Here is a 24,011-nt window from a genome sequence, read left to right on the forward strand (position 1 = left end):
CGATGAATATCCAGACCTCCCGCCGTGGCTTCCTGACCGGGCTGATCGTTGCCGTCGCCCTGCCCGGCCTTGCCCGCGCGCAGCAGAAATCCGGTGCGGCCGCGTTTTTCAATGAACTTCCCGGCGGTTCGGGCGGAATGTCAGCGAATGCCTTCATCCGCGTCGCCCCTGATAATACCGTTACCGTACTGATCAAGCATATCGAATTCGGACAGGGCCCATATACCGGCCTGACCACACTTGTGGCCGAAGAGATGGACGCAGACTGGTCACAGATGCGCGCCGCCGCCGCGCCGGCCGATGTCGAACTTTATGCCAATCTCGCAATGGGTATGCAGGGCACCGGCGGTTCGACCGCCATGGCCAACAGTTTCATGCAGATGCGCAAGGCCGGTGCCGGCGCCCGGGCGATGCTTGTCGCCGCCGCTGCCGAACGTTTCGGTGTGCCCGTCGATCAGATCACCGTCGAGAAGGGTATCGTCAAAGCGGGCGATCAATCCACAAGTTTCGGTGAACTGGCCGAGGCCGCCGCGCGGCAAACCGCGCCCGAAGATCCTCCCGTCAAGGATCCCGGCGACTTCACCCTGATCGGCACCGATCTGCCAAAGGTGGACAGCAGCGCCAAAACCGATGGCTCGGCTCTGTTCACGCTGGATGTTTATCGCGATGGGATGCTGACGGTGGTGGTCGCCCATCCGCCGAAATTCGGCGCCAGGGTCGCAAGCTACGACGACAGCGCCGCGATGCAGGTGCAGGGCGTGCGCAAGGTGGCGCAGATCCCCTCAGGCGTTGCCGTCTATGCCGACAATACATTCGCCGCGTTGAAGGGGCGCGATGCTCTGACCGTGGAATGGGATGAAAGCAAAGCCGAAACCCGTTCGACCGAAACGATGATTGCCGAATGGACCTCTGCCGCCAAGGCCGGAGGGGAATGGGAAGTCGAGAAATCCGGCGATGTCGACGCCGCATTGAATGGCGCGGAAATCGTCGAAGCCACCTATGTCTTCCCCTATCTGGCCCACGGACCGATGGAACCGCTGGATGCCGTGGTCGAATTGCACGACGACGAGGCCGAAATCTGGATGGGCAGCCAGATGCAGACCGGCGATCAGGCCATCTTCGCCAAGATCCTTGGTGTCGATAAGGTTGATCTCCATACCATGCTTGCGGGTGGAAGCTTTGGCCGCCGCGCCACACCGGATTGCCATCTTGCCGCCGAAGCGGCCGAGATCGCAAAAGCCAACGGCAAGGGCGCCATCAAGCTGATGTGGACGCGCGAGGACGATATGCAGGGCGGCTATTACCGCCCCCTGACCGTCCATCACATACGGGCGGCCCTCAATGAACAGGGCGGCATCGAGGCCTGGGATCACGGCATCGCCGCGCAATCGGTCGTCATCGGAACACCGTTCGAGCAGATGCTGCAGGGCGGGCCCGATTTCACCGCATTCGAGGGCGCGAACGAATTACGCTACCAGACCGCCAATCATCGCCTTCGCTGGGCCAAGATGGACTCGCCGGTTCCGACATTGTGGTGGCGTTCGGTCGGGCATACGCATACCGGCTTTGCCGTGGAATGCTTTATCGACGAGTTGCTGGAAAAATCCGGCAAGGATCCGGTCGAAGGCCGTCTGGCCCTGATGGGCGAGGAACAGGCCCGCGAAAAGGCGGTGCTCACGCGCGTTGCCGAGATGGCCGATCAGTCAGGCGACTTCGGCTATGGAGTCGCGGTAGTGAAATCCTTCGGCACCTATGTCGCCCAGATTGCCGAGATCGAGGATCGGGGCGGCGTCCCCCATGCCCGCCGCGTCTGGTGCGCGATCGATTGCGGGACGGCGGTCAATCCCAATGTCATCCGCGCGCAAATGGAAGGCGGGATCGGCTATGGCATCTCTGCCGCGCTTCACAGCGAGGTCACGTTTGACGAAGGCGGGCTGATCCGGCAACGGAACTGGGACAGCTACCGCATCCTGCGCATTTCCGAAATGCCCTCCATCGAGGTGGCGATCCTTCCCTCGACAGCCGAACCTACAGGGGTGGGAGAGCCGGGCACTCCACCCATTGCTCCTGCAATTGCAAACGGATGGCGGCGCATGACCGGCACCGCGCTGCGCCGCCTGCCCATCATTCCGGTTGCATGAGAAAGGAGACCCGCATGACACGTTTCAGCCTTTCCGTTGCAATGACCCTTGCACTCGCGGCGCCACTTGCAGCGCAGGATCTGCGCATGCCTGCCGATTTCGAGAATATCGAGAACGAAACCGAACGATCGGCAGCGCTTTTCGAAGAGATGGGCAAGGTTTTGACCCATCCGCGCTGCCTGAACTGCCATCCCAAGGACAGCCCCACACAGGGCGACGACATGCATCCGCACGAACCTCCGGTGATCCGTGGCGACGCCGATTTCGGCGCGCCGGGCATGAATTGCACGACCTGCCACAGCTCGGAGAATTTCGAGACGACCGGTGTCGGCGGCATCGAAAGCATTCCCGGACACGAACCCTGGTCACTTGCGCCGGTGGAAATGGCATGGGTTGATCTGTCTCTTGGCGAAATCTGCGCTCAGCTCAAGGATCCCGAGCGGAATGGCGGGCGCAGTCTGGAAGAATTGCACGAACATATGGCCGAGGACGGGCTTGTCGGCTGGGGATGGGAGCCGGGAGCGGGGCGCACCCCTGCGCCGGGTTCGCAGGATATGTTCGGTGAACTGACACGCGCATGGATCGACACCGGCGCGGCCTGTCCCTCGTAAGATGGTGTGGCCAGCCGGCCGGCCGGCGCATCGCGTCCGGGCGACGGGTCGCTGCCCCGACCTGTGAAATCCCTGCCCTGCTTGTTCGGGTTCAGGGATCGATCAGGATCGCGCGGAAATCATTGACATTCGTCAGGGTCGGGCCGGTAATCACCTGCCCGCCGACAGCCTCGAAGAACCCATGCGCATCATTCGTGTCCAGCGCCTTGCCCGGATCGCATCCCGCCTTGCGCGCCTGTTCAAGAATTTGCGGCCCGACCCATGCCCCGGCGATTTCCGCCGCACCGTCGACCCCGTCGGTATCGCAGGCCATGGCATGAATCCCCTTTGCTCCATCAAGTGCAAGCGCCAATGCAAGCGCATATTCCGCATTCGGCCCACCGATCCCGTCTCCGCGTCGTGTGACGGTAAGTTCACCACCGGAAAGAAGGATCTTCGGGCCTGAGGATTGCAAGGCCATCCCGGCATGGGCACGGGCGATTTCGCGCGCTTCCCCCTCGATTGCATCGCCCAGAAGCTCGACCTCATATCCCGCCGCTCGGCCAAGTTCGGCAGCGGCTTCAAGGGACATCCGCGGGGCGGCGTAAACCCGGTTGATCACCGCGCCCAGTCTTGCGTCTTCAGGCGGGATGACCCGGTTCGATCCGGTCAGCGCGGCCTTGACCGATACAGGCACGGCGATGTTCCATCGATCAAGCAGATCCCGCGCGGTCTCGGGGCCGTTCGGATCTCCTACTGTGGGGCCGGAACCGATCAGCGCCGGATCGTCCCCCGGCACGTCCGAGATCATCAACGCCAGCATGCGGGCAGGCCAGGCGGCAGCGGCAAGCTGCCCGCCTTTCACACGGCTCAGATGTTTGCGGACGATGTTCATTTCACCAATCGGCGCGCCGGAAGCCAGCAGCGCCTGATTGACCGCCTGTTTCTCGGCCAGCGTAATCTCGCCCGCCGGGGCGCATAGCAAGGCGGACGCGCCTCCGGAAATCAGCGCAAGAACGAAATCGCCTTCCCCCACTGTCTGAAGCATATCCAGCATCCGCCCTGTCGCGGCAACGCCCGCGGCATCGGGAACGGGATGCGCCGCAGAAACGAGCTCGATCCCCTGAAGCGGTCTTTCGTAACCGTAGCGCGTGATGATCAGCCCCTCGCATGGCCCCCAGACGGCCTCTACCGCCTCGGCCATGCGGGCGCTTGCTTTCCCCGCCCCGATCACCAGCACCCTGCCCGTCGCCGGACGGTCGGGCAAATGCTGTGCAAGGCTACGCATCGGATCGGCCATCTCAACGGCCCGGTCGAACATTTTGCGCAGCAATTCTGCAGGTTGCGCCGCATTCATGGCGTCATCCATCTTCTTCCTGGCCCGGTTGCCATAGCTGCCATCCTTCTTCTGCGAATTTCACGACATGTCGCGTCAAGCTGCACCAATTTCCGGATATTGCCAAGCTGCCTGCCTCCATTCCTTCAGTCATCGCGGAACTATGAATTGTTCGGGCTAGAGTTTCGGTCTGCAATGGTATACCGAACCTCGAATCCTTTCTCCGGCAGAGCAATCCGGCGGAAGGCAATGACTGGATTCGAGATGAAAGGTCTGTCACCATGCAAGGCACATATCATCAGCGTCATGGCCTGGAAGTCGCGTCGGACTTCGTGAAATTCGTTGAAGAGCAGGTCCTGCCTGGCACCAAAGTCGATGCCAACCGATTCTGGTCGGGATATGCCGGCCTGCTGGATGAATTCGCCGACGAGAACCAGATCTTGCTGAACCGGCGCGATGAATTGCAATCCGCAATCGACAGCTGGCACAAAGAGCGTGGAAATCAGCCATGGGACGCCGCCGCCTATCGCGGGTTTCTGACCGATATCGGCTATCTCGCCCCGCAGCCTGCGCCCTTCAGTGTCGATAACGGCGCGGTCGATCCCGAGATTGCAAATATCGCCGGACCGCAGCTTGTCGTTCCCGTCAGCAATGCCCGGTTCGCGTTGAATGCCGCAAATGCGCGTTGGGGTTCGCTATACGATGCGTTCTACGGCACCGATGTCATGGGCCCGCCCCCGGCCACCAAGGGAATCGACCCCGCCCGCCGTGATGCCGTTGTGGCGAAGGCTGCGGCATTTCTGGACAAGACATTTCCGCTGATCTCGGGCAGCCATGCCTCCGTCACGAATTATCGCGCCGACAAGGACGGGCTTCACGCAACCGTGGACGGCGCGGAAATCGCTTTGGCGGATGCTTCGGCCTTCCTTGGCACCAGACAGGACGGCAAGGATACCGCCTTTGTGCTGCGCCATCACGGGCTGCATGTGGAACTGGTGATCAACCCGGACCATCCGATCGGCGCGGCTTCGCCATCTGGTCTGCGCGATATCGTCGTCGAGGCAGCTTTGACCGCGATTCAGGATTGCGAGGACAGCGTTGCTGCCATCGATTCCGAAGACAAGATCGGCGTCTATGCCAACTGGCTGGGACTGATGAAGGGCGATCTGGCCGAGACTTTCGAAAAAGCCGGCAAGACGATGACCCGCAGGCTGGCCGGAGATCGCGAGATCGAGGCACCGGACGGCAGCAAGCTGACCTTGCCGGGGCGTGCATTGATGCTGGTCCGCAATGTCGGATTGCTGATGACCACCGATATCGTCCGGCTCAATGGCAAGGAAACCCCCGAGGGGCTGCTGGACGCCATGGTCACGGTTGCCTGCGCATTGCATGATCTTGGAAAAACCGAAGGGCCGCGGAACAGCCGCCTGGGATCGGTCTATGTGGTCAAGCCGAAGCTGCACGGGCCGGATGAGGCAGGCTTTACCGATCGTGTCTTTACTCGCGTCGAGGCCGTTCTGGGCCTGCCTGCAAATACCGTGAAACTTGGGCTGATGGATGAAGAGCGCCGCACCTCGGCCAATCTTGCGGCCTGCATTCACGCAATCCGCAACCGGGTCGTGTTCATCAACACAGGTTTCCTTGATCGTACCGGGGATGAAATCCACACCTCCATGCAGGCCGGCCCCTTTGTCGGGCGTGACGACATGAAGGCCGCAGGCTGGCTGCACGCCTATGAGGATCGCAATGTGCTGACCGGGCTTGCTTGCGGGATGCGCGGAAAGGGGCAAATCGGCAAGGGCATGTGGGCCAAGCCCGACGCGATGGCCGAGATGCTGGACAGCAAGACCGGCCACCCGAAAGCCGGTGCGAATACCGCATGGGTGCCCAGCCCGACCGCCGCAACGCTGCATGCACTGCATTACCATCAGATTGATGTAGCCGCACGGCAAGAGGAACTGGCAGGCAATTCGATGCCGGAACTGGATCAGTTGCTGACCCCCGCCCAGATGGGCAATCACCGGCCTGCGCGCGACAAAATTCTGCGCGAGGTCGAGAATAGCTGTCAGGGTATCCTGGGCTATGTCGTGCGCTGGGTCGATCAGGGCATCGGCTGCTCGAAAGTGCCGGATATCGACGACGTGGCCCTGATGGAGGATCGCGCAACCTGCCGGATCAGTGCCCAGTATATGGCGAACTGGCTGGAACATGGTCTGGTGTCTCAGGACGAGGTCGAGGACGCGCTGCGCCGCATGGCCGCCAAGGTGGATCGCCAGAATAAAGGCGATCCGGCCTATATTCCCATGGCGCCAGGTTTCGACGGCGCGGCATTCGCGGCAGCACGCGACCTGATTTTCGAGGGTGCGCGCCAGCCCTCGGGCTACACCGAACCTGCCCTGCATGCGCGGCGCAAGGAAGCAAAGGCGCTCAGGTAAGGCTTATCCCGGCTTACGAGGCGTCCTTGCCATCCCCTCTGCCCGCCATCAGGCGCAACGGCGTGTAGGTGATGATCGTCTCGCCGCGTTGATTCACGATCCGGTTGCGGGTGCGCACCAGCCCGCGACCGCCTTTCTTCGCCGGACGGATTTCGGTGACCTCGATCTCGACATGGATCGTATCGCCTTGCAGGACCGGCGCTTCGACATTCATTTCCATATGCAGGAATGCCAGCCCGGTGCCTTGTGCCGTCGCGTTCAGTACCAGCCCTTCCGCAAGAGACAGCGTCAGGGCCGCAGGTGAAGGCCGCCCGGGAATCGCGGAATGGGCCGCGCGATATTCGGCATCGACAAAAAGCGATTCCAGCATTCCCACAGAATTGACGAAATTCACGATATCGGTTTCGGTGATAGTCCTGCCAAAGGTCTGAAACCTGTCTCCGATCGTCAATTCGTCCCAGTGGAACCCTTCACCAACCAGCTTCATTCGTTTTCCTTTTTTCTAACAGCCTGACCGCGGATCCTGTGATGGCCGCAGCTCATTCTGATGCACCGTTCTGTTCGGCCAGGGCGTTGCGGAACGCCTCGAGCACCTCGGTTCCCTGCAATCCGCGGGCGTCAAGCTCTTCCGCCCATTTTTCGCCAATGGTTCCCATCCGCTCGTTTATCTCGGCCTTGTCGTCGTCGGAAAAGGAGATGAATTCGACCCCGGCATCCGCCATGGTCTGCTTGTCTTCCAGATCCAGCTCTTCGCTGATCTTGCAGGCCGAGCGGATCACCTCTTCCGCGGCGTCAGTCATGGCTTGCTGCACCGTGGGATCAAGCCGGTTCCAACGATCTTCGCTGATGACATAGCTGGCGACGAAAGAGCCGAAATTCATATCCTCGGTCCCATAGGCCAGCGCAGGTTCCAGCTCATAGGGAAGAACGCTCGAATGCGGGAACAGCACACCGTCGATGGTGCCACGGGTCAGGGCCTCGCGGGTTTCAGGGGCCGGGATCGTGACCGGTGTCGCGCCCATCAGTTCGACCGCGATTTCCTTGGTCCCCCCGGTCGCACGAAGTTTGAGACCATCGAAACTGTCAACCCCGGAGATTTCCTTCTTTGCGGTCATGATCTGGTAGGGTGACAGGACCATGACCAGCAGCATGCGGACTCCCTGCGGTGCAAGCTCGGCTTGATCAAGAATCCCGCCCGGTTTGGCTATCGACCAATAAGCCTCGGTTCCCTGACAGGATTTATTGAATGCCTCGGGCAGTTCGCCAACCGCCGAAAGCGGAAGTTTATCGGCGATATAGGACACCCCGACATAACCGATATCCACGGTGTTGGTCTGGGCCAGCGACAGAAGATCCTTCGATTTCCCCAATTGCTCGGCCGGATAATATTCGAACTCGACCTCTCCCCCGGTCAGTTCGGTGACCTTCTCCATCCAGACCTTGGTCATGTTTTCGGCGATGTAATGACCGACCGGGAAACTGTCTGCGACCCGCAGGGTTTCCGCCGACGCCAGCGACGGACAAGTCAGCAGCGCCGATAACGTCACCGCAGACGCGAATTTTCCGTGATGCATTTTCATTTCCTCCTCCTGTTGAATTTATGTTCTCCTGACCGTCACATCGTTGATGGCAGCCACAGGATCAGACTTGGGAACAGCAGCAATAACAGCAGCACGATCAGATGCGCCCAGACATGCGGCATCACCCCTCTGAACAGTTCCCCAAGTGGGCGTTTCGTATAACGGGCGACGACGAAGACGTTCATTCCCATGGGCGGTGTCACCATCCCGACCTCGGCGGTGACGATGACCATGACCCCGAACCAGATCGGATCGTAACCAAGCTGCAAGACAACCGGCAGAATGACCGGCACCGTCAGGATCAGAATGGCGATCTGATCCATGAAAAAGCCAAGGATCAGATAACCGATCAGGATCAGTGCCATGATCGCCATGGGGGCAAAGCCCAGCCCGCCGACCCAGCTTGCCAGATCATTCGTGACCCGCGAGAGCGTCAGAAAATAGCCGAAGATATGCGCGCCAAGGATGATGAACAGGATCATCGCGGTCGTATGCGCGGTATTTCGCAGCGCCGTCAGCAGGGTTTCCATATTCAGTTTGCGCTCATACCCGGCCAGCAGCATCGCGACGAAGGCCCCGATCCCTGACGCCTCGGTCGGGGTCGCAAGCCCGGTATAGATCGCGCCGGTCACCGCCAGGAACAACAGCAACATCGGCCCGACATGCTTAAGCGATGCGAATTTCTCGCGCATGGTATAGGCCCGCCCGACCGGAGCCGCGGCGGGATTGAAATGCAGCAGGACCGCAATCGTCAGAATGATCGCAAGGGTCACGATAATACCCGGGATGACGCCACCAATCAGCAATTCCCTGATCGGCAGATCGGCAATGATACCGTAGAGGATCAGCGCGATCGATGGCGGGATCAGCATGGCCAGCGCTCCCGAAATCGCAACCGCGCCGCCAGCAAGCTTCGGATCATAACCCTGCTCCATCATCGACGGAAGCGAGGTCGAGGCAAGCGTTGCCGCAGCCGCCGTACTGGAACCGGAAATCGCACCGAACCCCGCCCCGGCAATCGCGGTCGCCATCGCCAGACCGCCGCGCAGCCGCCCGACCCATATGGCGGCGGCCCTGAACAGGTCTTTCGCGACGCCGGACAGGATCACGAATTCGGCCATCAGGATGAACATCGGGATCGTGATGATCTCGTATGAACTGGCGGTGGAAATCGGAGTCGTGCGCAGGATGCCCTGAACGAAGCTCCACCCGCCAAGAATATAAAGCCCGGCCGCTCCGGAAATCGCCATCGCAAGCGCGACCGGCAGACCGGTCAGCAGAAACAAGAACAACAGCAGCAGAACAAGTGTAACCGTCATTATAGCTGTTCCTTTTCCGGCTGATCTTCATGAGGGGAATAAAGCAGTCCCGGCCGGTCTCTTCCGGTCACGCATGAACCGAAATGCAAGGCTGCCCGGATCAGGCAGCGCAATGCGATCAGGGCGGTCCCGATAAAAGCCAGGAAATAAGACGGCCAGGTCGGCCATGAGACACTTGCACTGATCAAGTCTCCGCCCCGCCATGCCGCGATCATGCGATGCCCGGCTTGCAACGCGATGATTGTCAGGATAACAACCGCCAGCGCATAGCCGACACCCAGCGATATGTGCAGCATAGGGCGCGGCAATTTGTCAGTGAACATGTCGATTGCGATATGGCCGTGATTTCGCAGCGTATCCGACAATGCCAGAAAGAAACCTGCGACCATCAGGTAGGTGCCGATCATGTCATAGGACCATGCCAGCGGCTGCCGAAGCAGGTAGCGCATCGAAACATCCGCCACCACCGTCAGCATGATGACACCGATCGCAATTCCGGAAAAAAGCGCAAACAATCTTTCAATCGCCGACAGAAGCCGCGTCCCCGCGTTATCCTCCGGTGTCGTCGTCATTGCCTATCCTCCCGTTTCTGGCCTTTATCGTCGGCATCCGGCGGTTGCGCATGCCGGTTGATCCGGTCTCATTTCCCCGGTCGTTCACCATCCAGAACCGCCCCCGCCTCCACCAGAGCCTTGATGCGATCGGCATCTATCCCCCAGGCTTCCAATACCGCCCTTCCACTTGCTCCGGGCCGTTCCGGGGGAACCGGCATCGCCAACGGTGTCGCAGAGAACCGCGGAGCCGGGGCCGGTTGCGTGACACCATCGATTTCGACGAAGGTGCCGCGCGCGCGGTTATGCGAATGCCGCGCGGCCTCTTCGAAGGTCAGGACCGGCGCGACGCAGGCATCCTTTCCCTCGAAATGCGTGATCCATTCATCCCGGCTGCGCTGTCTGATCCGATAGGCAATTGCCTGGCGCGCTCGCCGCCGCCCCTCCTTTGACCCTTGCAGCGGCGCGTCTTCGTCACTCAGCCCAAGCCCCGCCAGCAAGATCAGCTGAAATTTACGCTCCAGCGCGCCAATGGACAGATATTTCCCGTCCGCACATTCGTAGACTGAATACTGAGGCAAGCCGCCATCAAGCAGATTTGTTCCGCGCGGGCCGTCATGCATCCCAGCGGCCCGAAACCCGGCCATGGCGGTTGCCAGCAAGGCAGCACCGTCGACCATCGCCGAGTCGATGATCTGCCCCTGCCCGGTTGATTTCGCATGCAGTAATGCCGCAAGCATGCCGATCACCATCATCAGGCTGCCACCGGCATAATCGGCAAGAAAATTCGCGGGAATGGTCGGCGGTTCCCCTTCGCGGCCGATCATGTCCAGCAGCCCGGTAATCGCAAGGTAATTCACGTCATGACCGGCGCGTAGCGCCATGGGCCCGTCCTGCCCCCATCCGGTCAGGCGCCCATAAATCAGGCGTGGATTACGCCCAAGGCAAATATCCGGCCCCAGGCCCAGCCTTTCCATGACGCCGGGGCGGAACCCTTCAATCAGCCCATCCGCCGATGAAATCAGATCAAGCAGACATTCCACCGCCTGCGGATTCTTCAAGTCCATTGCCAAAGATTGCCTGCCGCGTGCCGGCAGATCGAGTTCATCCGGTCTGTCGATCCCAAGCCCGGAATCGGCAATGCGCGCGATCCGGATCACTTCGGCGCCCATATCCGATAACAGCATCGCGGCAAAAGGCGGCGGCCCGATGCCCTCCATCTCGACGATGCGTAATCCCTTCAATGGCCCCTGCCTATCCATAGAGATGCCGTCCCCTGTCATGCCATTCGCGGCTGAGTTCATCGCGAAACTCCGGCGCAGCAATGGCAATCATCCGCCTTGCCCGCTCATCGATCGCCTGCCCGCGCAGTTCCGCAATGCCGTATTCCGTCACGATCGTATCCGCATCCGCTTTGGAAATCGTCACTTCGGCCACGCGCGGCACGATTCGCGAAACCGTCATCCGGGAAGTCGTCGCGGGCAGTGCGATGATGGCGCGCCCTCCTTCCGACATCTGTGCCCCGCGCGTGAAATCAAGCTGACCTCCAATGCCGCCGATAATAGGCCCGCCATTTCCGGCTCGTTCGGAATTGATCTGGCCAAGCAGATCAACCTCGACGGCCGAGTTGATCGCCGTAAAACGCGACAGCCCGGCGATAACCCTTCCGTCATGCGTATAATCCGTTCGGCATATGGCAATATCGTCATTCCCGTCCGCCCAGGCCCAGACTCCGGGGCCGCCCATGATCATGGAGGTGACCGACCGGCCAGTGTCGGTCTCCTTGAAGGAATTGGTCAGGGCATCGCATTCCATCAGTTCCGGTATTCCATCAGGCAATGCGCCGCTATGCAGGCCAAGATCACGGTGCCCTTTCAGCGCCCGGATGATCGCAAGCGGCAGCTTGCCGATGCCAAGTTGCAGCACGGCACGATCCGGAATCAGGCGGGCGACAAGCGCAGCGATACACGTCTCACGCGGGCCGGGCTGGCCCGATGGCAAGGATGGCGGAGCGGCTGCCGCGGCCACGCGAAGATGAATTGGAATATCGTCGGGCCACCCCGTGCCCGGAACGCGCGGAGTCGCCGGATTGATCTCGGCGATCACCAGACGGGCGCGACGCGCAACATCGAAAAGATACAGATCTCCCATGCCCAGACAGGGCCGCCCGCACTTATCCGGCAAGGAAAGCTGGATCAGCACGACATCCGCCTTCATCTTCCCGCTGTGTAAATTGCGCGTATATTCGGAATAATGTCCCGGAAATATCCTGACCTTGTCCCGGGGAAGCGCCGCAAGTTCCCCCATTCTGCCATAGCTTTCAAATGACGCATTATCGCCGCATGCCTGCAACGAATCCGAAATCATCGTGCCGACGCAGAATGTCAGATCAGGCACCGTTCGCGCAGCCAGAGCGGCAAGCCGGGACAGTGTCAGCGGCTCCCCGGCGCCCTGAGCGATCAGCACATGATCGCCCGGCTTCAGAAACTCGGCAAGGTCCAGCGATGCCGCGTCGACAGGTTCAGCGTTTTCCGGCATTGTGACCCTCCTCCCAGGTCGATCCCGGTCAGTAGGATTTCGGCAAGCCAAGCACACGCTCGGCCAGATAGGACAGGCAAAGTTGCGGGCTTACCGGAGCGATCCGGGGCACGAAGGCTTCGCGCAGATATCTTTCGACATGATATTCCTTGGCATATCCATAGCCCCCATGCGTCATCACGGCTGTCTGGCAGGCTTCGAAACCCGCTTCTCCGGCAAGATATTTCGCGGCATTGGCAGCCGCGCCGACAACCGAAAGCGGCGCATCATGGTCGTATTTCCACGCCGCCGACATCACCATCAGCCATGCGGCCTCAAGCTGGGCCCAGCATTTCGCCAGAGGATGCTGAATTCCCTGATTCTGCCCGATGGGGCGATTGAAGACGATCCGTTCATTGGCATAGCGGGCGGCGCGATTGACAGCAGCCATGCCAAGCCCGACGGCTTCCGCTGCGATCAGGATGCGCTCGGGGTTCATGCCATGAAGGATATATTCGAAACCGCGCCCCTCTTCGCCGATCAGATCTTCCTCAGGAATGAAAAAATCCTCGAAGAACAATTCATTCGAATCAACGGCCTTGCGCCCCATTTTCTCGATTTCGACGGTCCTGATACGCGCGCGGTCATAACGGGTATAGAACAGGCTTAGCCCGTGGGTAGGTTTTTTACCCTCGTCCAAAGGCGTCGTGCGCGCCAGCAGCAGGATCCTGTCGGCCTCCTGCGCTGTCGAGATCCAGACCTTCTGACCATTGACCAGATATCCGCCATCCTGACGAACGGCCCGCAATTTAAGCTGCGTCGTGTTCAGGCCGGTATTCGGTTCGGTCACGGCGAAGCAGGCTTTTTCCTTACCTTCTGCCATCGGGCGGATCATGCGCTGTTTCTGATCCTCGGTTCCGAAAACCGCCACGGGATTGAGACCGAAAATATTGATATGAACTGCGGAAGCGCCGGACATCCCCGCACCGGATTCAGCGATGGTCCGCATCATGATCGCCGCTTCGCTGATCCCAAGACCCGAGCCGCCATAGGCTTCCTGCGTGCAGATCCCCAGCCAGCCGTCTTTCGCGAGCGCCGCATATAATTCATGCGGATACTCGCCCGACGCATCCAGCTTCAACCAGTAACCATCATCGAACCTGTTGCAGATCGCCGCGACTGCGTCACGGATGGAATCCTGTTCTTCGGTCAAGGAAAAATCCATGCATCACTCTCTTTCGCGTTGGCGGTCTTGCTCTTTGGCATTTTGGGCATGGGCGGGCGCCACCAATGCGCCCGTACGCAGCATCCCGTTAATTTCTTCTTCGGAAAATCCGGCACCACACAGAATTTCCGTCCCATGCTCACCCGGTTTTGGCGCCGGGCGGCCGGGGCTGGCCGGTGTCCTGCTCCAATAGGCGGGAACGGCCATCTGCCGGATACGACCCTCGGTCGGGTGGTCGATCATTTCGAAAAATCCGGTTTGGGTCAGATGGGGATCGTTCAGCATCCCTTCGAAATCATGCATCGGCATCGCCGGAATATCGGCCATCTCCAGAAGCGCCATCCATTCCGCAGTCTTACGGGTTTCGAATATCCGGCTTAATTCGGCATAAACCTCGTCGATATGGGCCATGCGGGCTGCAAAGCTACGATACCGGGGATCGGCTTCGGGCATCTCGGGCCGCCCGATCGCCTGGAAAAACCGCCGCCAATGCCCGTCATTGTAAACCAGCGCACAGACGAAACCGTCTTTCGTTCGGTATGGCCGCCGGTCCACCGATAACTGGCGACGGTATCCACCCCGGTCCAGCGGCGGGTCATAGGTAAGGCCGCCCATATGATCGCCCATGATCAGGTTGACCATCGTTTCCAGCATCGGAATATCGACCCGCTGCCCCTGCCCGCTGCGATTCCGCTCGACCACCGCGGCAAGGATCGCATTGACCGCGGCCAGCCCCACGATCCGATCCACGATGGCCGAGGGCACATAGCGCGGCTGACCATCGTTCACGCAGGAAAACAGGTAAGGCAGCCCGCTGGCCCCCTGTATCAGATCATCATAGGCAGGACGGTCGGCATATGGCCCCGTCTGACCGTAACCGAACATCCCGGCATAGATGATCTGCGGGTTGACCGCCGAGATGTCCTCGTATGACAGCCCAAGCCGCGCCATCGCCCGCGCCCGGATATTATAGACCAGGATATCGGCATCCTCGCAAAGCCGCAGCAGGGCCGCGCGGCCGTCGATGGTCTTGAGGTTCAGGATGATGGATCGTTTCGAGCGGTTCGCATGAAGAAAGATCGGTCCCATATCATCGTGTCGGGATGGTCCGATCTGGCGCACGACATCGCCTTCCGGGCTTTCGACCTTGATGATATCGGCACCGAAATCGCCAAGCGTCAGCGTCGCATAGGGCCCCATCAGAACCGAAGTCAGATCAATGACGCGAAGTCCGTCAAGTGGCCCCATGTCGAATGCCTTCCTCCCCAGTGCTGATTTTTAGTTCATATATTTGAACATTAAGTTCACTAACATGAACCCTAGACTTCAGCTTTCCACTCTGTCAAGTATTGCTCCCGGGCAATTTCATGCCCTCAATCCGGGTGGGCGCCGAAAGCGGTGCAGTGATTCATCCTGTCAGCCAAGAATGCCGCGACATGCCGACAATCGTGAAACAAGCTGCAAATGTCCTTGATCTACTGGAGTTTTTCGCCGCACAGGGAAGGCCCGCCACGCTGGCTGAACTCGTCGATCATTTCGGCTGGCCCAAATCCAGCACCTTCAATCTGATCGTCACCCTGTCAGAGCGCGGCTTCCTTTATGAACCGCGGCCCCGCCAGGGATTTTATCCGACCCCACGTCTGCAGGTGCTTGCGCAGGATATCGCGCAGGCAGAACCGCTGGCGGACAGTTTGCAGGAACTGCTGCGTGAACTTGCCGCGCTGAGCAGCGAGACCGTATGGCTTGCAGGACCGGCGGGAATGCATGCGGTCTTTCTGTCGGTCATCGAATCCCCGCATGCCATCCGTTATACGGCGGAACCCGGAAAACGTGTGCCGCTTCATGCAACGGCGACCGGTCAGGCCATCCTGTCCCAGATGCCCGCAAGACGGCGTGCGGCGATGTTGCGGCAGGCGGAATACCGGCGCTACGGATCCGGCACGCCCATGTCCGCCGAGGAGGTCGAGACGCTGATCGAGCAATCGCTTCAAAGAGGATGGTTCATGAGCGCATCCTCATACAGCCCGGATCTTGGGGGCGTCTCTGTCCCGCTATCGATCAAGGGGCGGATGCTGGCGGCAACCATTGCCGGTCCGCTGTTCCGGATAGAATCTTCATTGGATATTCTTGCGGCCAGACTGATTGAAGCGGTCGGGCAGCATTGCTCCGACGATCGGGCATCAGATAAATGAATGGCCGGGCATGACGCACGAAAACCGTCCACGCAGGAAAGGATCACCCCATGACCACAGCCACCGCTCCTGTCACCGAAATCCGTGTAGGGCGCGAAGGTGATGTCCTGATCCTTTCCCTTGATGGTCCCCGGACCCGCAATTCGATCAGCCGCCCGGTCTATGAAACGATCCGCGCGCAAATGCTTGATGCCAGTGAAAACTCCGATATCCGCGCCATCGTGGTGACCGGGCTTCATGGGTTTTTCTCTTCCGGCGGGAATATCGTCAATTTACAGAAAAGCGCGCAAGGCAGCATGGCCGAAGCTGCGCTGGGCACGGACGCGCTTAACACGATGATCCTCGCCATACGCAATTGTCGCAAACCGGTGATTGCCGCCGTCGAAGGAGGCGCCGCCGGAGCAGGTCTGTCGCTGGCGCTTTCCTGCGACATGATCGTGGCCGCCGAGAATGCGAAATTCACGGCAGCTTATGTCAAGATCGGCCTCTCCCCCGATGGCGGGCTGACACATTTCCTGTGCGATGGCCTGCCGCGACAGCTTGTCACCGAAATGTGCCTGACGGGCGAGCCGGTTGACGCGGCGCGGCTGCATTCATGCGGGATCGTGAATCGTATCGTTCCTGCGGACGGGGCACTCGCGGCGGCGAAAGGACTGGCCGCGAAACTGGCCAATGGGCCAATGAATGCCATGGCCGTCATCAAGGCGGAAATCGGAGCGGCCTCTTGCAACGAACTGGCGACGCAGCTGGATCTTGAGGCAAGAGGGATCAATACGGCGCGTTTCGGAAAAGAGGCCGCCGAAGGGTTGGCCGCTTTCCTGGAAAAGCGCAAGCCGGATTTTCGCCGCTGATTGCCGCTTAGTGGAAGCGGTGCTCAATCCGGTACAAATGTTCGGCATCCCGCGCCGTCCAGCCGTCAAAGCCATGGCACCGGAAATCTGGCATAGGCCACGTAAAGCGGGTGGCGCGGCGCCCTGTCTTTCGTCAGACCCAGATGCCACAGGCCGCAGCCACTCTGACGCAGCAACTGCTCGACCTCAGCGCCCCGGCCAAGATGCGCGCCATGAGCACCCCAGGCGCATAACACCCGATCCGCCCAAGCCGCCCCCTCAAGCAGCACGGCATCATTCCCGGGGCCGACCGGATCGGCGGCCTGCTTCAAATCTTCGGGGCGAGTGGCACGCCACGCGAAGATATTCGCGACGCGAAACGCGCCGAAACCCATAGCGCGGGCCCGACGCTCACATCTTTCAACCGTAGGATCGTTCTGCCGCTCATCCGCCCGCGACGGATTCAGCATCACGTAAAGCAGCCGGTCTCCCGGTCCCCATTCCCGGGTCAGCGAATACCGGTATCCGCCGCAATCCGAGAATATGGCGCAGGAGCGCGTTCCTTCATCCTGGTGATGCCGTATAATCATGACCATTCGAAAATGAAAAAACCCGCCGGATCGGGCGGGTCATTTCGTACCTGCGGTGATCCCGCCGATCAGCCCTGACGGGCCTTGAAACGGCGATTGGTCTTGTTGATCACATAAACACGGCCTTTGCGGCGCACGACCTGACAGTCGCGATGCCGGCTCTTGAGCGAGCGGAGCGAGTTACGAACCTTCATCGGTCTTCTCCTTCATCGCGGCGCGTCGCAGCCGCCAGGAAAACGAAATGCCCCCGGTTTCGGCCGGGGGCGGCGAAATAATGGTGGGCGGTACTGGGATCGAACCAGTGGCCACTACGATGTCAACGTAGTGCTCTACCGCTGAGCTAACCGCCCGTTCCCTTGGTGATTCTGCCGCCATTCCTTTTAGGAATTGCAGGCGTGACCGCCTCGGTGCGAGCGTCTATACATAGGCCGTAAGCGGGTTTCAAGACCTATTGGAACACCTACATAGTGGATTATAACCGAATCGTGCCTCTGAGATTGGGAAACGCCTTGTGACCAAGTCTGACATGCCGTTTATTCTGAAGCGCCCCAGTCACTGGATGAGCGGCGTGATATTCGCATCTCCGCATTCCGGCAAGGAATATCCCGACTGGTTTCTGGATAGCACCTCGCTGCCGAAGAAGGTCCTGCGCTCATCCGAGGACGCCTTTGTCGACCGGTTGATCGACTGTGCCCGCGAATACGGCGCGGTCACGCTATCAGCACGAATGCCGCGCTGCCTGATCGACCTGAATCGCGGCCCCGACGAAATCGATCCGCTGGTCGTGCGCGGCGTTCCGCGCCATCCGCTCAATCAACGAACCCTTGCGGGACTCGGCGTCATTCCGCGCGTGGTCGCACAAGGCCGGATCATTCACAATCGCCCGCTTAGTCGCGCCGAAGCCGAGAGCCGGATCGATGCCTATTGGCGCCCCTATCACCATACGCTGAGCGCGTTGATCGCAGAAGCCCGCACGAAATTCGGGCAGGCGATCCTGATCGACATGCATTCGATGCCGCGGGACGCTCTGTCTCATCTGCATGGGCACCGGCCGGAATTCGTTCTGGGGAACCGTTATGGTCTGTCGGCCTCGGCTCGGGTGCTGGATATGGTCGCGGACACGATCGAGTCGGAAGGCTGGACCGTCCGGCGGAATTCCCCCTTCTCGGGAGCCTATATCTGTTCGACCTATGGGCGTCCCGGACGGAATATTCATGTCGTGCAGGTCGAGATTGACCGTTCCCTGTATATGGACGAAACGACGATCAGCCCGCTGCCCTGCTTTAACATATTCGCAGACCGGTTGGGCAACATCATCCGCAAGTTGTCGGCATTCGACGCCGGCATGAATTCCGATGAAAGCATTGCTGCCGAATAGTTACTGAAAATAATGTAAAGAAAGGTTTCGAACATGCAGGATATCCTGGAGAACTTGGGCGAGCTTCTTGGCCAGAATCTCGCTCTGGTCGTTCTGGCGATCGTCCTTTTTCTGGCAATCAGTTCGGCGGTCCGCATCGTTCCCCAATCCGAAAAATATGTCGTCGAACGATTTGGCCGGCTACGATCGGTTCTTGGTCCCGGGATCAATTTCATCGTCCCGTTCATCGACCGGGTGCGGCACAAGATTTCGATCCTCGAACGTCAGCTTCCCACGCATCGGCAGGATGCGATCACCGCCGATAACGTGTTGGTCGAGGTCGAAACCTCGGTTTTCTACCGTATCATCGAGCCGGAAAAGACCGTTTACCGCATTCGCGATATCGATGCCGCCATTGCGACGACGGTCGCCGGTATCGTACGTTCGGAAATCGGCACGGTCGAGCTGGATCAGGTCCAGTCGAACCGGGCCCAACTGATCGAGCGCATCCGGGAATCGGTCGTGAACGTGGTCGACGATTGGGGAATCGAGGTAACCCGGGCCGAGATTCTGGACGTCAATCTGGATGAAGCGACACGCGCCGCCATGCTTCAGCAGCTTAATGCGGAACGCGCCCGCCGCGCTCAGGTAACCGAAGCCGAAGGCAAACGCCGCGCCGTCGAACTGGCTGCCGATGGCGATCTCTATGCCGCCGAGCAACAGGCCAAGGCCAAGCGCGTTCTGGCGGAAGCGGAAGCCTATGCGACATCCGCCATCGCCGAAGCCATTGCCGCAAACGGTCTTGAGGCCGCCCAATATCAGATCGCGATCAGGCAGGTGGATGCACTGACAGAAGTCGGCAAGGGTAATGGCAAGCAAACTGTTATCCTGCCCGCTTCTGCCCTCGATTCCTTCACCGAAGCCTTCAATCTGCTGAAGGGCCGGGCGAAATGACCTGGATGAATGGCTGGTTATGGATTGTCGCGGCCCTGATCCTGGCGATATTCGAGTTATTCGCCCCAGGCTGGATTTTCATGGGCATCGCGGCAGCCCTTGGGATCATGGGATTGCTCATGCTCAGCGGCTTCTGGACTGCGGGGCTGCCCGTAACGCTGGTCGTCGCTGCGGTCGTCTCCGGACTCGTCTGGTTACTTCTGCGCAGATTCGCGGGCGTCAGAAAGGGTCAGGTGCGAATCTGGGATCGCGACATCAACGATTGACCGGGCCGCCAGTCAAGGCAGGAGCAGGTATTTGCACAACGAAGAAACCCGTTTCCACGGCGCCAAGCTGGTACTGACCGAAGGTGGATGCTTGCTGACCTATCTGCGGGACGATTTCATACATATCCCCTTTCCCGCCCATTGGGATCTGCCGGGCGGCGGACGGGAAGGACAGGAGACGCCGATCGAATGCGCCCTGCGGGAATTGCAGGAAGAGTTTGGGATTAGGCTGCAGCCGGCGCGATTGACCGGGCGCCGGTTTCCCTCGTTTCAACGGCCGGGTGAATTTTCGTGGCTGTTCCGGGGCGACCTCACCCCTGCCGAGATCGCCGCGATCCGTTTCGGCGACGAGGGGCAGGAATGGCAAATGATGCCGATCGAGGAATTCCTTGTTCATCCCCAAGCCGTTCCCCATTTCAGGCAACGGGTCAAGAAGATGCTGACCTGAGCGTAGGAATGCGCCTGGCGAGGCGGGTTCATCCGGAAGATCGCGCTGGCAACAGCCCGCCAAAATCCGGCGCGGCGCTTGCCCCGGAGGCCCGCGATTGTTAACCCTTGCAAAGACAGTGATCCATTCAACCAGAGGCCCAGCCCATGAATCCGCGTTTTGCCCTTCTTGCCCTGCTGCTTCCCCCACTCGCCGCCTGTGACGAGGCGGCAAGATCCGATTTACGGCAAGGGCTTGGAATGGGGGCCGAGGAGGCCCAGCCGGAAGACCCGGCCAAGCCACGCCCGCCCGCGGTATCACCACTGGAAGTGCCGATCGAAACGGGTGCGGGCGAAGCCGTTCCCGCCACCAACGCCAATGCCGAGACCCTGAACACGCAGGCATTCGCCGCCCGCGGGAATGAACCGTTCTGGAGCGTCGATGCCAGCGGCAGCACCGCGGTCTACAAAACGCCCGAAAACCAAACCGGCCGGCAGGTCAATGTGAACCGGTTGTTCTTCGCGCAAGGCGTGGAATATGTCGGCACGCTGGACGGGCTGGTCTTTAAATTGACGGTTCGCGGCACCGACTGCACCGACAGCATGTCGGGCGAGAAATTCCCGATGAGCGCATCGCTGACCGTCGGCGGGAAAACCCATGAAGGCTGCGCCGCGCCAGCCGAAGCCGCTCAGGGCTGAGCCACGATAAATCCGTCGATGTGGCACGGAAACATCCGCAGCCGCGAAATCGGAACATATGGGCTGTTCCACTGCTCCGATCCCGTTAATATGCGTTGAAACATTGTTACCAAGGATGCCGCCCATGCGACGCTCCCGTCTGACAAGCCGCCTGATGGCGACCACCCTGCCTACTGCCTTTCTGGTGGGGTCGGTCACTGGCACCGCCATCGCCGAGCCGATGATTGCGCGCAACATGTCCACCTATGGCCTGCCCGGCGGAATCGAAACACCCACCGCAGAGGCTTTGCCCGATGGGACGCTTGGCGCGACACTGTCATGGTCGGATTATTCGCAGCGCAACAATATCGTGTTTCAGGCGATGCCGCGACTGACGACGGTGCTGCGTTATTCGCGCGTCGAAGGGATCAACGACCACAACGATCTGGGCCATATCTGGGACCGTTCCTTCGATCTGCGCTTTCAGGCACTGGATGAATCGGGCTGGCGTCCTGCCGTTGCGATCGGCTTGCAGGATTTCATGGGCACCGGCGTCTATTCGGGCGAATATATCGTCGCCACGAAGAACATCACACCGACGATCCGCGCCTCGGCCGGTCTGGGCTGGGGGCGTCTTGCGGGCAAGACCCGCCCGCTGCTGGAAGACGGCGATCAGGGCGGCAAGCCCCAGATCGACGATTGGTTCACCGGCAGCGCAAAACCATTCGCGTCCATCTCGTGGCAGGTCAATGACAAGCTGAGCCTTGCCGCCGAATATTCCAACGACGATTACATGCGCGAAACTCGGAACGGCAAAGACGGTGATCCGGGTCATCTGAATCTCGCCGCCTATTACCGTTTTGGCCAGAACTACGAGGTCGGGCTTTATTCGCTTGGCGGCGAAACCTTCGGCGCGCAATTCTCGTTCTCGCTGAACCCGCGCAGGTCCCCCTATCCTTCCGGGTTGGAAAAGGCCCCTGCCCCGGTTCGCCCGCGTCCGGCTGTCAGTGCCGATCCCGAAGGCTGGTCGGGCCAGTGGGCCCAGGATCCGACAGCGCAGCCCGCAATCCAGACGGCACTGGGCGATGCGCTTGCCAAAGAGGGACAGGTTCTGGAATCCATGGCGCTTTCCGCAAACCGGGCCGAAGTGCGCATCCAGAACAAGCGTTATATCCAGCAGGCCGAAGCGATCGGACGGACTGCACGGCTGATGACCCGGGCGCTGCCGCCCTCGGTAGAAACATTGGTCATCACCTCCTCTGCGGACGGGGTGCCGACCTCGTCGGTGACGCTGAACCGCGCCGATGTCGAGCGGCTGGAGAATACGCAGGCGGGCCAAATCGCGGATGCGGCGGTGCTGACCGATGCCCGTCCATACCCGGGCGATCTGGTGATGTCCGACGATCTGTATCCGCGCTTCCGCTGGAGCATCGGCCCCTATCTCGATCTGGGTCTGTTCGATCCCGGCGAACCCTTGCGCTATGAAGTCGGCGCCGAGGCACGGGCAAGCTATGAATTCATGCCGGGGCTGATCCTGACTGGCGCATTGCGGCAACGCGCATTCGGCAGCATTGATCAGAAGGGGCCGGGTATTCCAGGCCAACGCGGCGAACATTACACACCCGAGGAATATGAGGCCGATCCAAGCCTTGAGACTTCACCGGAAGGCGTACCGCGGGTTCGTTCCGATACCCGAATGTATCGCAGCGACGGACCGACCATTCCGGAACTCACGCTGGCATGGTATGCGCGGCCCAGCGACACGATCTATACCCGCGTCACCGCCGGTCTTCTGGAACGCGCCTATGGCGGCGTCTCGGCTGAAGCGTTGTGGAAACCGGTCAATTCGCCCCTGGCCATCGGGGTCGAGATCAACCGCGTCCGCAAACGCGATTTCGAGGATGTCTTCGGTTTCCGCGATTACGAGGTCACCACCGGGCATATCTCGGCCTATTACGAATTCACCGAAGGTTTCGCACAGGGCTTCACGGCACAGCTTGATGTCGGCCAGTATCTTGCCGGGGACAAGGGCGCCACGATCAGTCTGACGCGCGAATTCGCCAATGGCTGGCGGATCGGGGCATTCGCCACGAAAACCGATCTGAGCGAAGACGAATTCGGCGAAGGCTCCTTTGACAAGGGTATCACCATGTCGATCCCGATTTCCTGGGCGACTGGCCAGCCCTCGCGTCAACGCGCGAGCAGCACCTTGCGGTCGTTGTCACGCGATGGCGGTGCGCGGGTCGATGTGAATGGCCGGCTTTACGAAAAGGTTCGCGACAGTCATTCCGTGAAACTCTATGAAGGCTGGGGAAGGTTCTGGAGATGAGCAAGACAGCGATCAGAAATACCGCCCTCGCCTGTGCGGCGGCCGTGATAGTGTCGGCTTGCGGCAATCAGGGCGATGACCAGAACGCCAGTCCTTTCGCGATCGCGGCCAAAACCACGGCGCAAGCGGTCGCGGCCCGGCGCGCCGCGAATAAAGAACCGGCAGCGCCTCCGAAAACGCCGGAACAAATGGCCGCCGAGGCATTGCGGGTCAATCCGGGACCATTGATCATGGTCGGATTCGAATCCCTTGGCCGGACCCAGGTTATGGCACTGACTCAGGAAAACGGGGGAATGCGCACCTATATGACGCCCGCGGAAGAGGCGTTGATCATGCGGGGGGGCATGGTGACGGGAACGCGCGGCCTGGGGAACGATCTGTCGGTCGCAGAACCGGGAACCGAGGCATTGATCCGGGCAAGCCGCTCGGGCAGTGCAAGACGGGTCATGCATTACTACAGCGGCGACGGGCTGGAGCGTCCGATCGATTTCACTTGCACCGTGGCAGCGGGGCCCAACCCTTCGGTCATGGCCGAAAGCTGCGAAGGCCACGGCATCAGCTTCCAGAACAGCTTCATGGTGCAAGGCGGACAGATTCCGGTCTCGCGCCAATGGCTTGGCCCGGCATTGGGATATGTGACCATCCAGACATTGCGTCCCTGACTAAACCGGCATCGCGCCCGGATGCAAAATCCG

Annotated in this window: 23 protein-coding genes and 1 tRNA gene; 12 read left to right on the forward strand and 12 right to left on the reverse strand. The window is 60.4% G+C overall.

Annotated elements, in window-relative coordinates; all coding sequences use genetic code 11:
- Positions 1-2: 2 nt before the first annotated feature.
- Together Q0601_RS20825 and Q0601_RS20830 are read left to right on the forward strand one after the other, a co-directional pair.
- Positions 3-2,141 carry a xanthine dehydrogenase family protein molybdopterin-binding subunit gene (locus tag Q0601_RS20825; protein ID WP_305291834.1) on the forward strand — a complete coding sequence of 713 codons (2,139 nt, stop codon included), beginning with the start codon at positions 3-5 and terminating at the stop codon, positions 2,139-2,141.
- A gap of 14 nt (positions 2,142-2,155) precedes the next feature.
- A complete protein-coding gene (locus Q0601_RS20830; protein ID WP_305291835.1) occupies positions 2,156-2,752 on the forward strand; it encodes an Isoquinoline 1-oxidoreductase subunit in 597 nt (198 codons plus the stop codon).
- Positions 2,753-2,843: 91 nt separating this feature from the next.
- Here Q0601_RS20830 and Q0601_RS20835 read toward each other — a convergent pair whose 3' ends face one another.
- Complete coding sequence (locus Q0601_RS20835) at positions 2,844-4,100, reverse strand: glycerate kinase type-2 family protein (protein WP_305291836.1); 1,257 nt, start codon at positions 4,098-4,100, stop codon at positions 2,844-2,846.
- Positions 4,101-4,348: 248 nt separating this feature from the next.
- Between Q0601_RS20835 and Q0601_RS20840 the strand changes: the two genes are divergently transcribed.
- Entirely contained in the window at positions 4,349-6,502 is a 2,154-nt protein-coding gene (locus Q0601_RS20840) for a malate synthase G (RefSeq protein ID WP_305291837.1), read from the forward strand.
- 13 nt (positions 6,503-6,515) lie between these two features.
- Here the strand turns inward: Q0601_RS20840 and Q0601_RS20845 are convergent, their stop codons facing one another.
- The 8 genes from Q0601_RS20845 to Q0601_RS20880 all read right to left on the reverse strand — a co-directional run bounded on the left by Q0601_RS20845 (position 6,516) and on the right by Q0601_RS20880 (position 14,942).
- Complete coding sequence (locus Q0601_RS20845; RefSeq protein ID WP_305291838.1) at positions 6,516-6,989, reverse strand: MaoC family dehydratase; 474 nt, start codon at positions 6,987-6,989, stop codon at positions 6,516-6,518.
- Positions 6,990-7,041: 52 nt separating this feature from the next.
- On the reverse strand, positions 7,042-8,082 hold the full coding sequence (locus Q0601_RS20850) for a TRAP transporter substrate-binding protein (RefSeq protein WP_305291839.1): 1,041 nt from the start codon (positions 8,080-8,082) through the stop codon (positions 7,042-7,044).
- Positions 8,083-8,117: 35 nt separating this feature from the next.
- On the reverse strand, positions 8,118-9,401 hold the full coding sequence (locus tag Q0601_RS20855) for a TRAP transporter large permease (RefSeq protein WP_305291840.1): 1,284 nt from the start codon (positions 9,399-9,401) through the stop codon (positions 8,118-8,120).
- The gene (locus Q0601_RS20860; RefSeq protein ID WP_305291841.1) at positions 9,401-9,973 is read right to left on the reverse strand and encodes a TRAP transporter small permease; all 573 of its coding nucleotides are present in this window, start codon (positions 9,971-9,973) and stop codon (positions 9,401-9,403) included. Before Q0601_RS20860 ends, Q0601_RS20855 begins: the two co-directional genes overlap by 1 nt.
- Positions 9,974-10,041: 68 nt before the next feature.
- Complete coding sequence (locus tag Q0601_RS20865; RefSeq protein ID WP_305291842.1) at positions 10,042-11,256, reverse strand: CaiB/BaiF CoA transferase family protein; 1,215 nt, start codon at positions 11,254-11,256, stop codon at positions 10,042-10,044.
- Positions 11,207-12,490, reverse strand: coding sequence for an acetyl-CoA hydrolase/transferase family protein (locus Q0601_RS20870; protein WP_305291843.1), 1,284 nt, complete (start codon positions 12,488-12,490; stop codon positions 11,207-11,209). Before Q0601_RS20870 ends, Q0601_RS20865 begins: the two co-directional genes overlap by 50 nt.
- Before the next feature lie 28 nt (positions 12,491-12,518).
- A complete protein-coding gene (locus Q0601_RS20875; protein ID WP_305291844.1) occupies positions 12,519-13,694 on the reverse strand; it encodes an acyl-CoA dehydrogenase family protein in 1,176 nt (391 codons plus the stop codon).
- Between the two features lie 3 nt (positions 13,695-13,697).
- Positions 13,698-14,942, reverse strand: coding sequence for a CaiB/BaiF CoA transferase family protein (locus tag Q0601_RS20880; protein WP_305291845.1), 1,245 nt, complete (start codon positions 14,940-14,942; stop codon positions 13,698-13,700).
- A gap of 188 nt (positions 14,943-15,130) precedes the next feature.
- On the opposite strand from Q0601_RS20880, the gene Q0601_RS20885 reads away from it, so the two are divergent.
- Together Q0601_RS20885 and Q0601_RS20890 are read left to right on the forward strand one after the other, a co-directional pair.
- The gene (locus tag Q0601_RS20885; protein WP_305291846.1) at positions 15,131-15,886 is read left to right on the forward strand and encodes an IclR family transcriptional regulator; all 756 of its coding nucleotides are present in this window, start codon (positions 15,131-15,133) and stop codon (positions 15,884-15,886) included.
- 50 nt (positions 15,887-15,936) lie between these two features.
- On the forward strand, positions 15,937-16,737 hold the full coding sequence (locus tag Q0601_RS20890) for an oxepin-CoA hydrolase, alternative type (protein ID WP_305291847.1): 801 nt from the start codon (positions 15,937-15,939) through the stop codon (positions 16,735-16,737).
- Positions 16,738-16,802: 65 nt separating this feature from the next.
- On the opposite strand, the gene Q0601_RS20895 is transcribed toward Q0601_RS20890, so the two are convergent.
- The 3 genes from Q0601_RS20895 to Q0601_RS20905 form a co-directional block, all read right to left on the reverse strand.
- On the reverse strand, positions 16,803-17,306 hold the full coding sequence (locus tag Q0601_RS20895; protein WP_305291848.1) for a DUF1643 domain-containing protein: 504 nt from the start codon (positions 17,304-17,306) through the stop codon (positions 16,803-16,805).
- Between the two features lie 68 nt (positions 17,307-17,374).
- Complete coding sequence (ykgO, locus tag Q0601_RS20900) at positions 17,375-17,500, reverse strand: type B 50S ribosomal protein L36 (protein ID WP_119747228.1); 126 nt, start codon at positions 17,498-17,500, stop codon at positions 17,375-17,377.
- 81 nt (positions 17,501-17,581) lie between these two features.
- Positions 17,582-17,656: transfer RNA gene (locus tag Q0601_RS20905), tRNA-Val, on the reverse strand.
- Between the two features lie 161 nt (positions 17,657-17,817).
- On the opposite strand from Q0601_RS20905, the gene Q0601_RS20910 reads away from it, so the two are divergent.
- The 7 genes from Q0601_RS20910 to Q0601_RS20940 all read left to right on the forward strand — a co-directional run bounded on the left by Q0601_RS20910 (position 17,818) and on the right by Q0601_RS20940 (position 23,978).
- Positions 17,818-18,684 (forward strand): N-formylglutamate amidohydrolase, encoded by an 867-nt coding sequence (locus tag Q0601_RS20910; protein WP_305291850.1) that lies wholly within the window; start codon positions 17,818-17,820, stop codon positions 18,682-18,684.
- Positions 18,685-18,717: 33 nt separating this feature from the next.
- A complete protein-coding gene (locus Q0601_RS20915) occupies positions 18,718-19,617 on the forward strand; it encodes an SPFH domain-containing protein (RefSeq protein ID WP_305291851.1) in 900 nt (299 codons plus the stop codon).
- Positions 19,614-19,883, forward strand: coding sequence for an NfeD family protein (locus tag Q0601_RS20920; protein ID WP_305291852.1), 270 nt, complete (start codon positions 19,614-19,616; stop codon positions 19,881-19,883). The genes Q0601_RS20915 and Q0601_RS20920 overlap by 4 nt, the downstream gene beginning before the upstream one ends.
- Positions 19,884-19,914: 31 nt before the next feature.
- Complete coding sequence (locus Q0601_RS20925) at positions 19,915-20,331, forward strand: NUDIX hydrolase (RefSeq protein WP_305291853.1); 417 nt, start codon at positions 19,915-19,917, stop codon at positions 20,329-20,331.
- A 146-nt stretch (positions 20,332-20,477) separates the two neighbouring features.
- A complete protein-coding gene (locus tag Q0601_RS20930) occupies positions 20,478-21,008 on the forward strand; it encodes a COG3650 family protein (protein WP_305291854.1) in 531 nt (176 codons plus the stop codon).
- A 124-nt stretch (positions 21,009-21,132) separates the two neighbouring features.
- Positions 21,133-23,316 (forward strand): YjbH domain-containing protein, encoded by a 2,184-nt coding sequence (locus tag Q0601_RS20935; protein WP_305291855.1) that lies wholly within the window; start codon positions 21,133-21,135, stop codon positions 23,314-23,316.
- On the forward strand, positions 23,313-23,978 hold the full coding sequence (locus tag Q0601_RS20940; protein ID WP_305291857.1) for a YjbF family lipoprotein: 666 nt from the start codon (positions 23,313-23,315) through the stop codon (positions 23,976-23,978). Before Q0601_RS20935 ends, Q0601_RS20940 begins: the two co-directional genes overlap by 4 nt.
- The last annotated feature ends 33 nt before the right edge of the window (positions 23,979-24,011 follow it).

This window comes from Paracoccus wurundjeri, from assembly GCF_030678915.1.
In the GTDB taxonomy this organism is placed as follows: Bacteria; Pseudomonadota; Alphaproteobacteria; order Rhodobacterales; family Rhodobacteraceae; genus Paracoccus; species Paracoccus onubensis_A.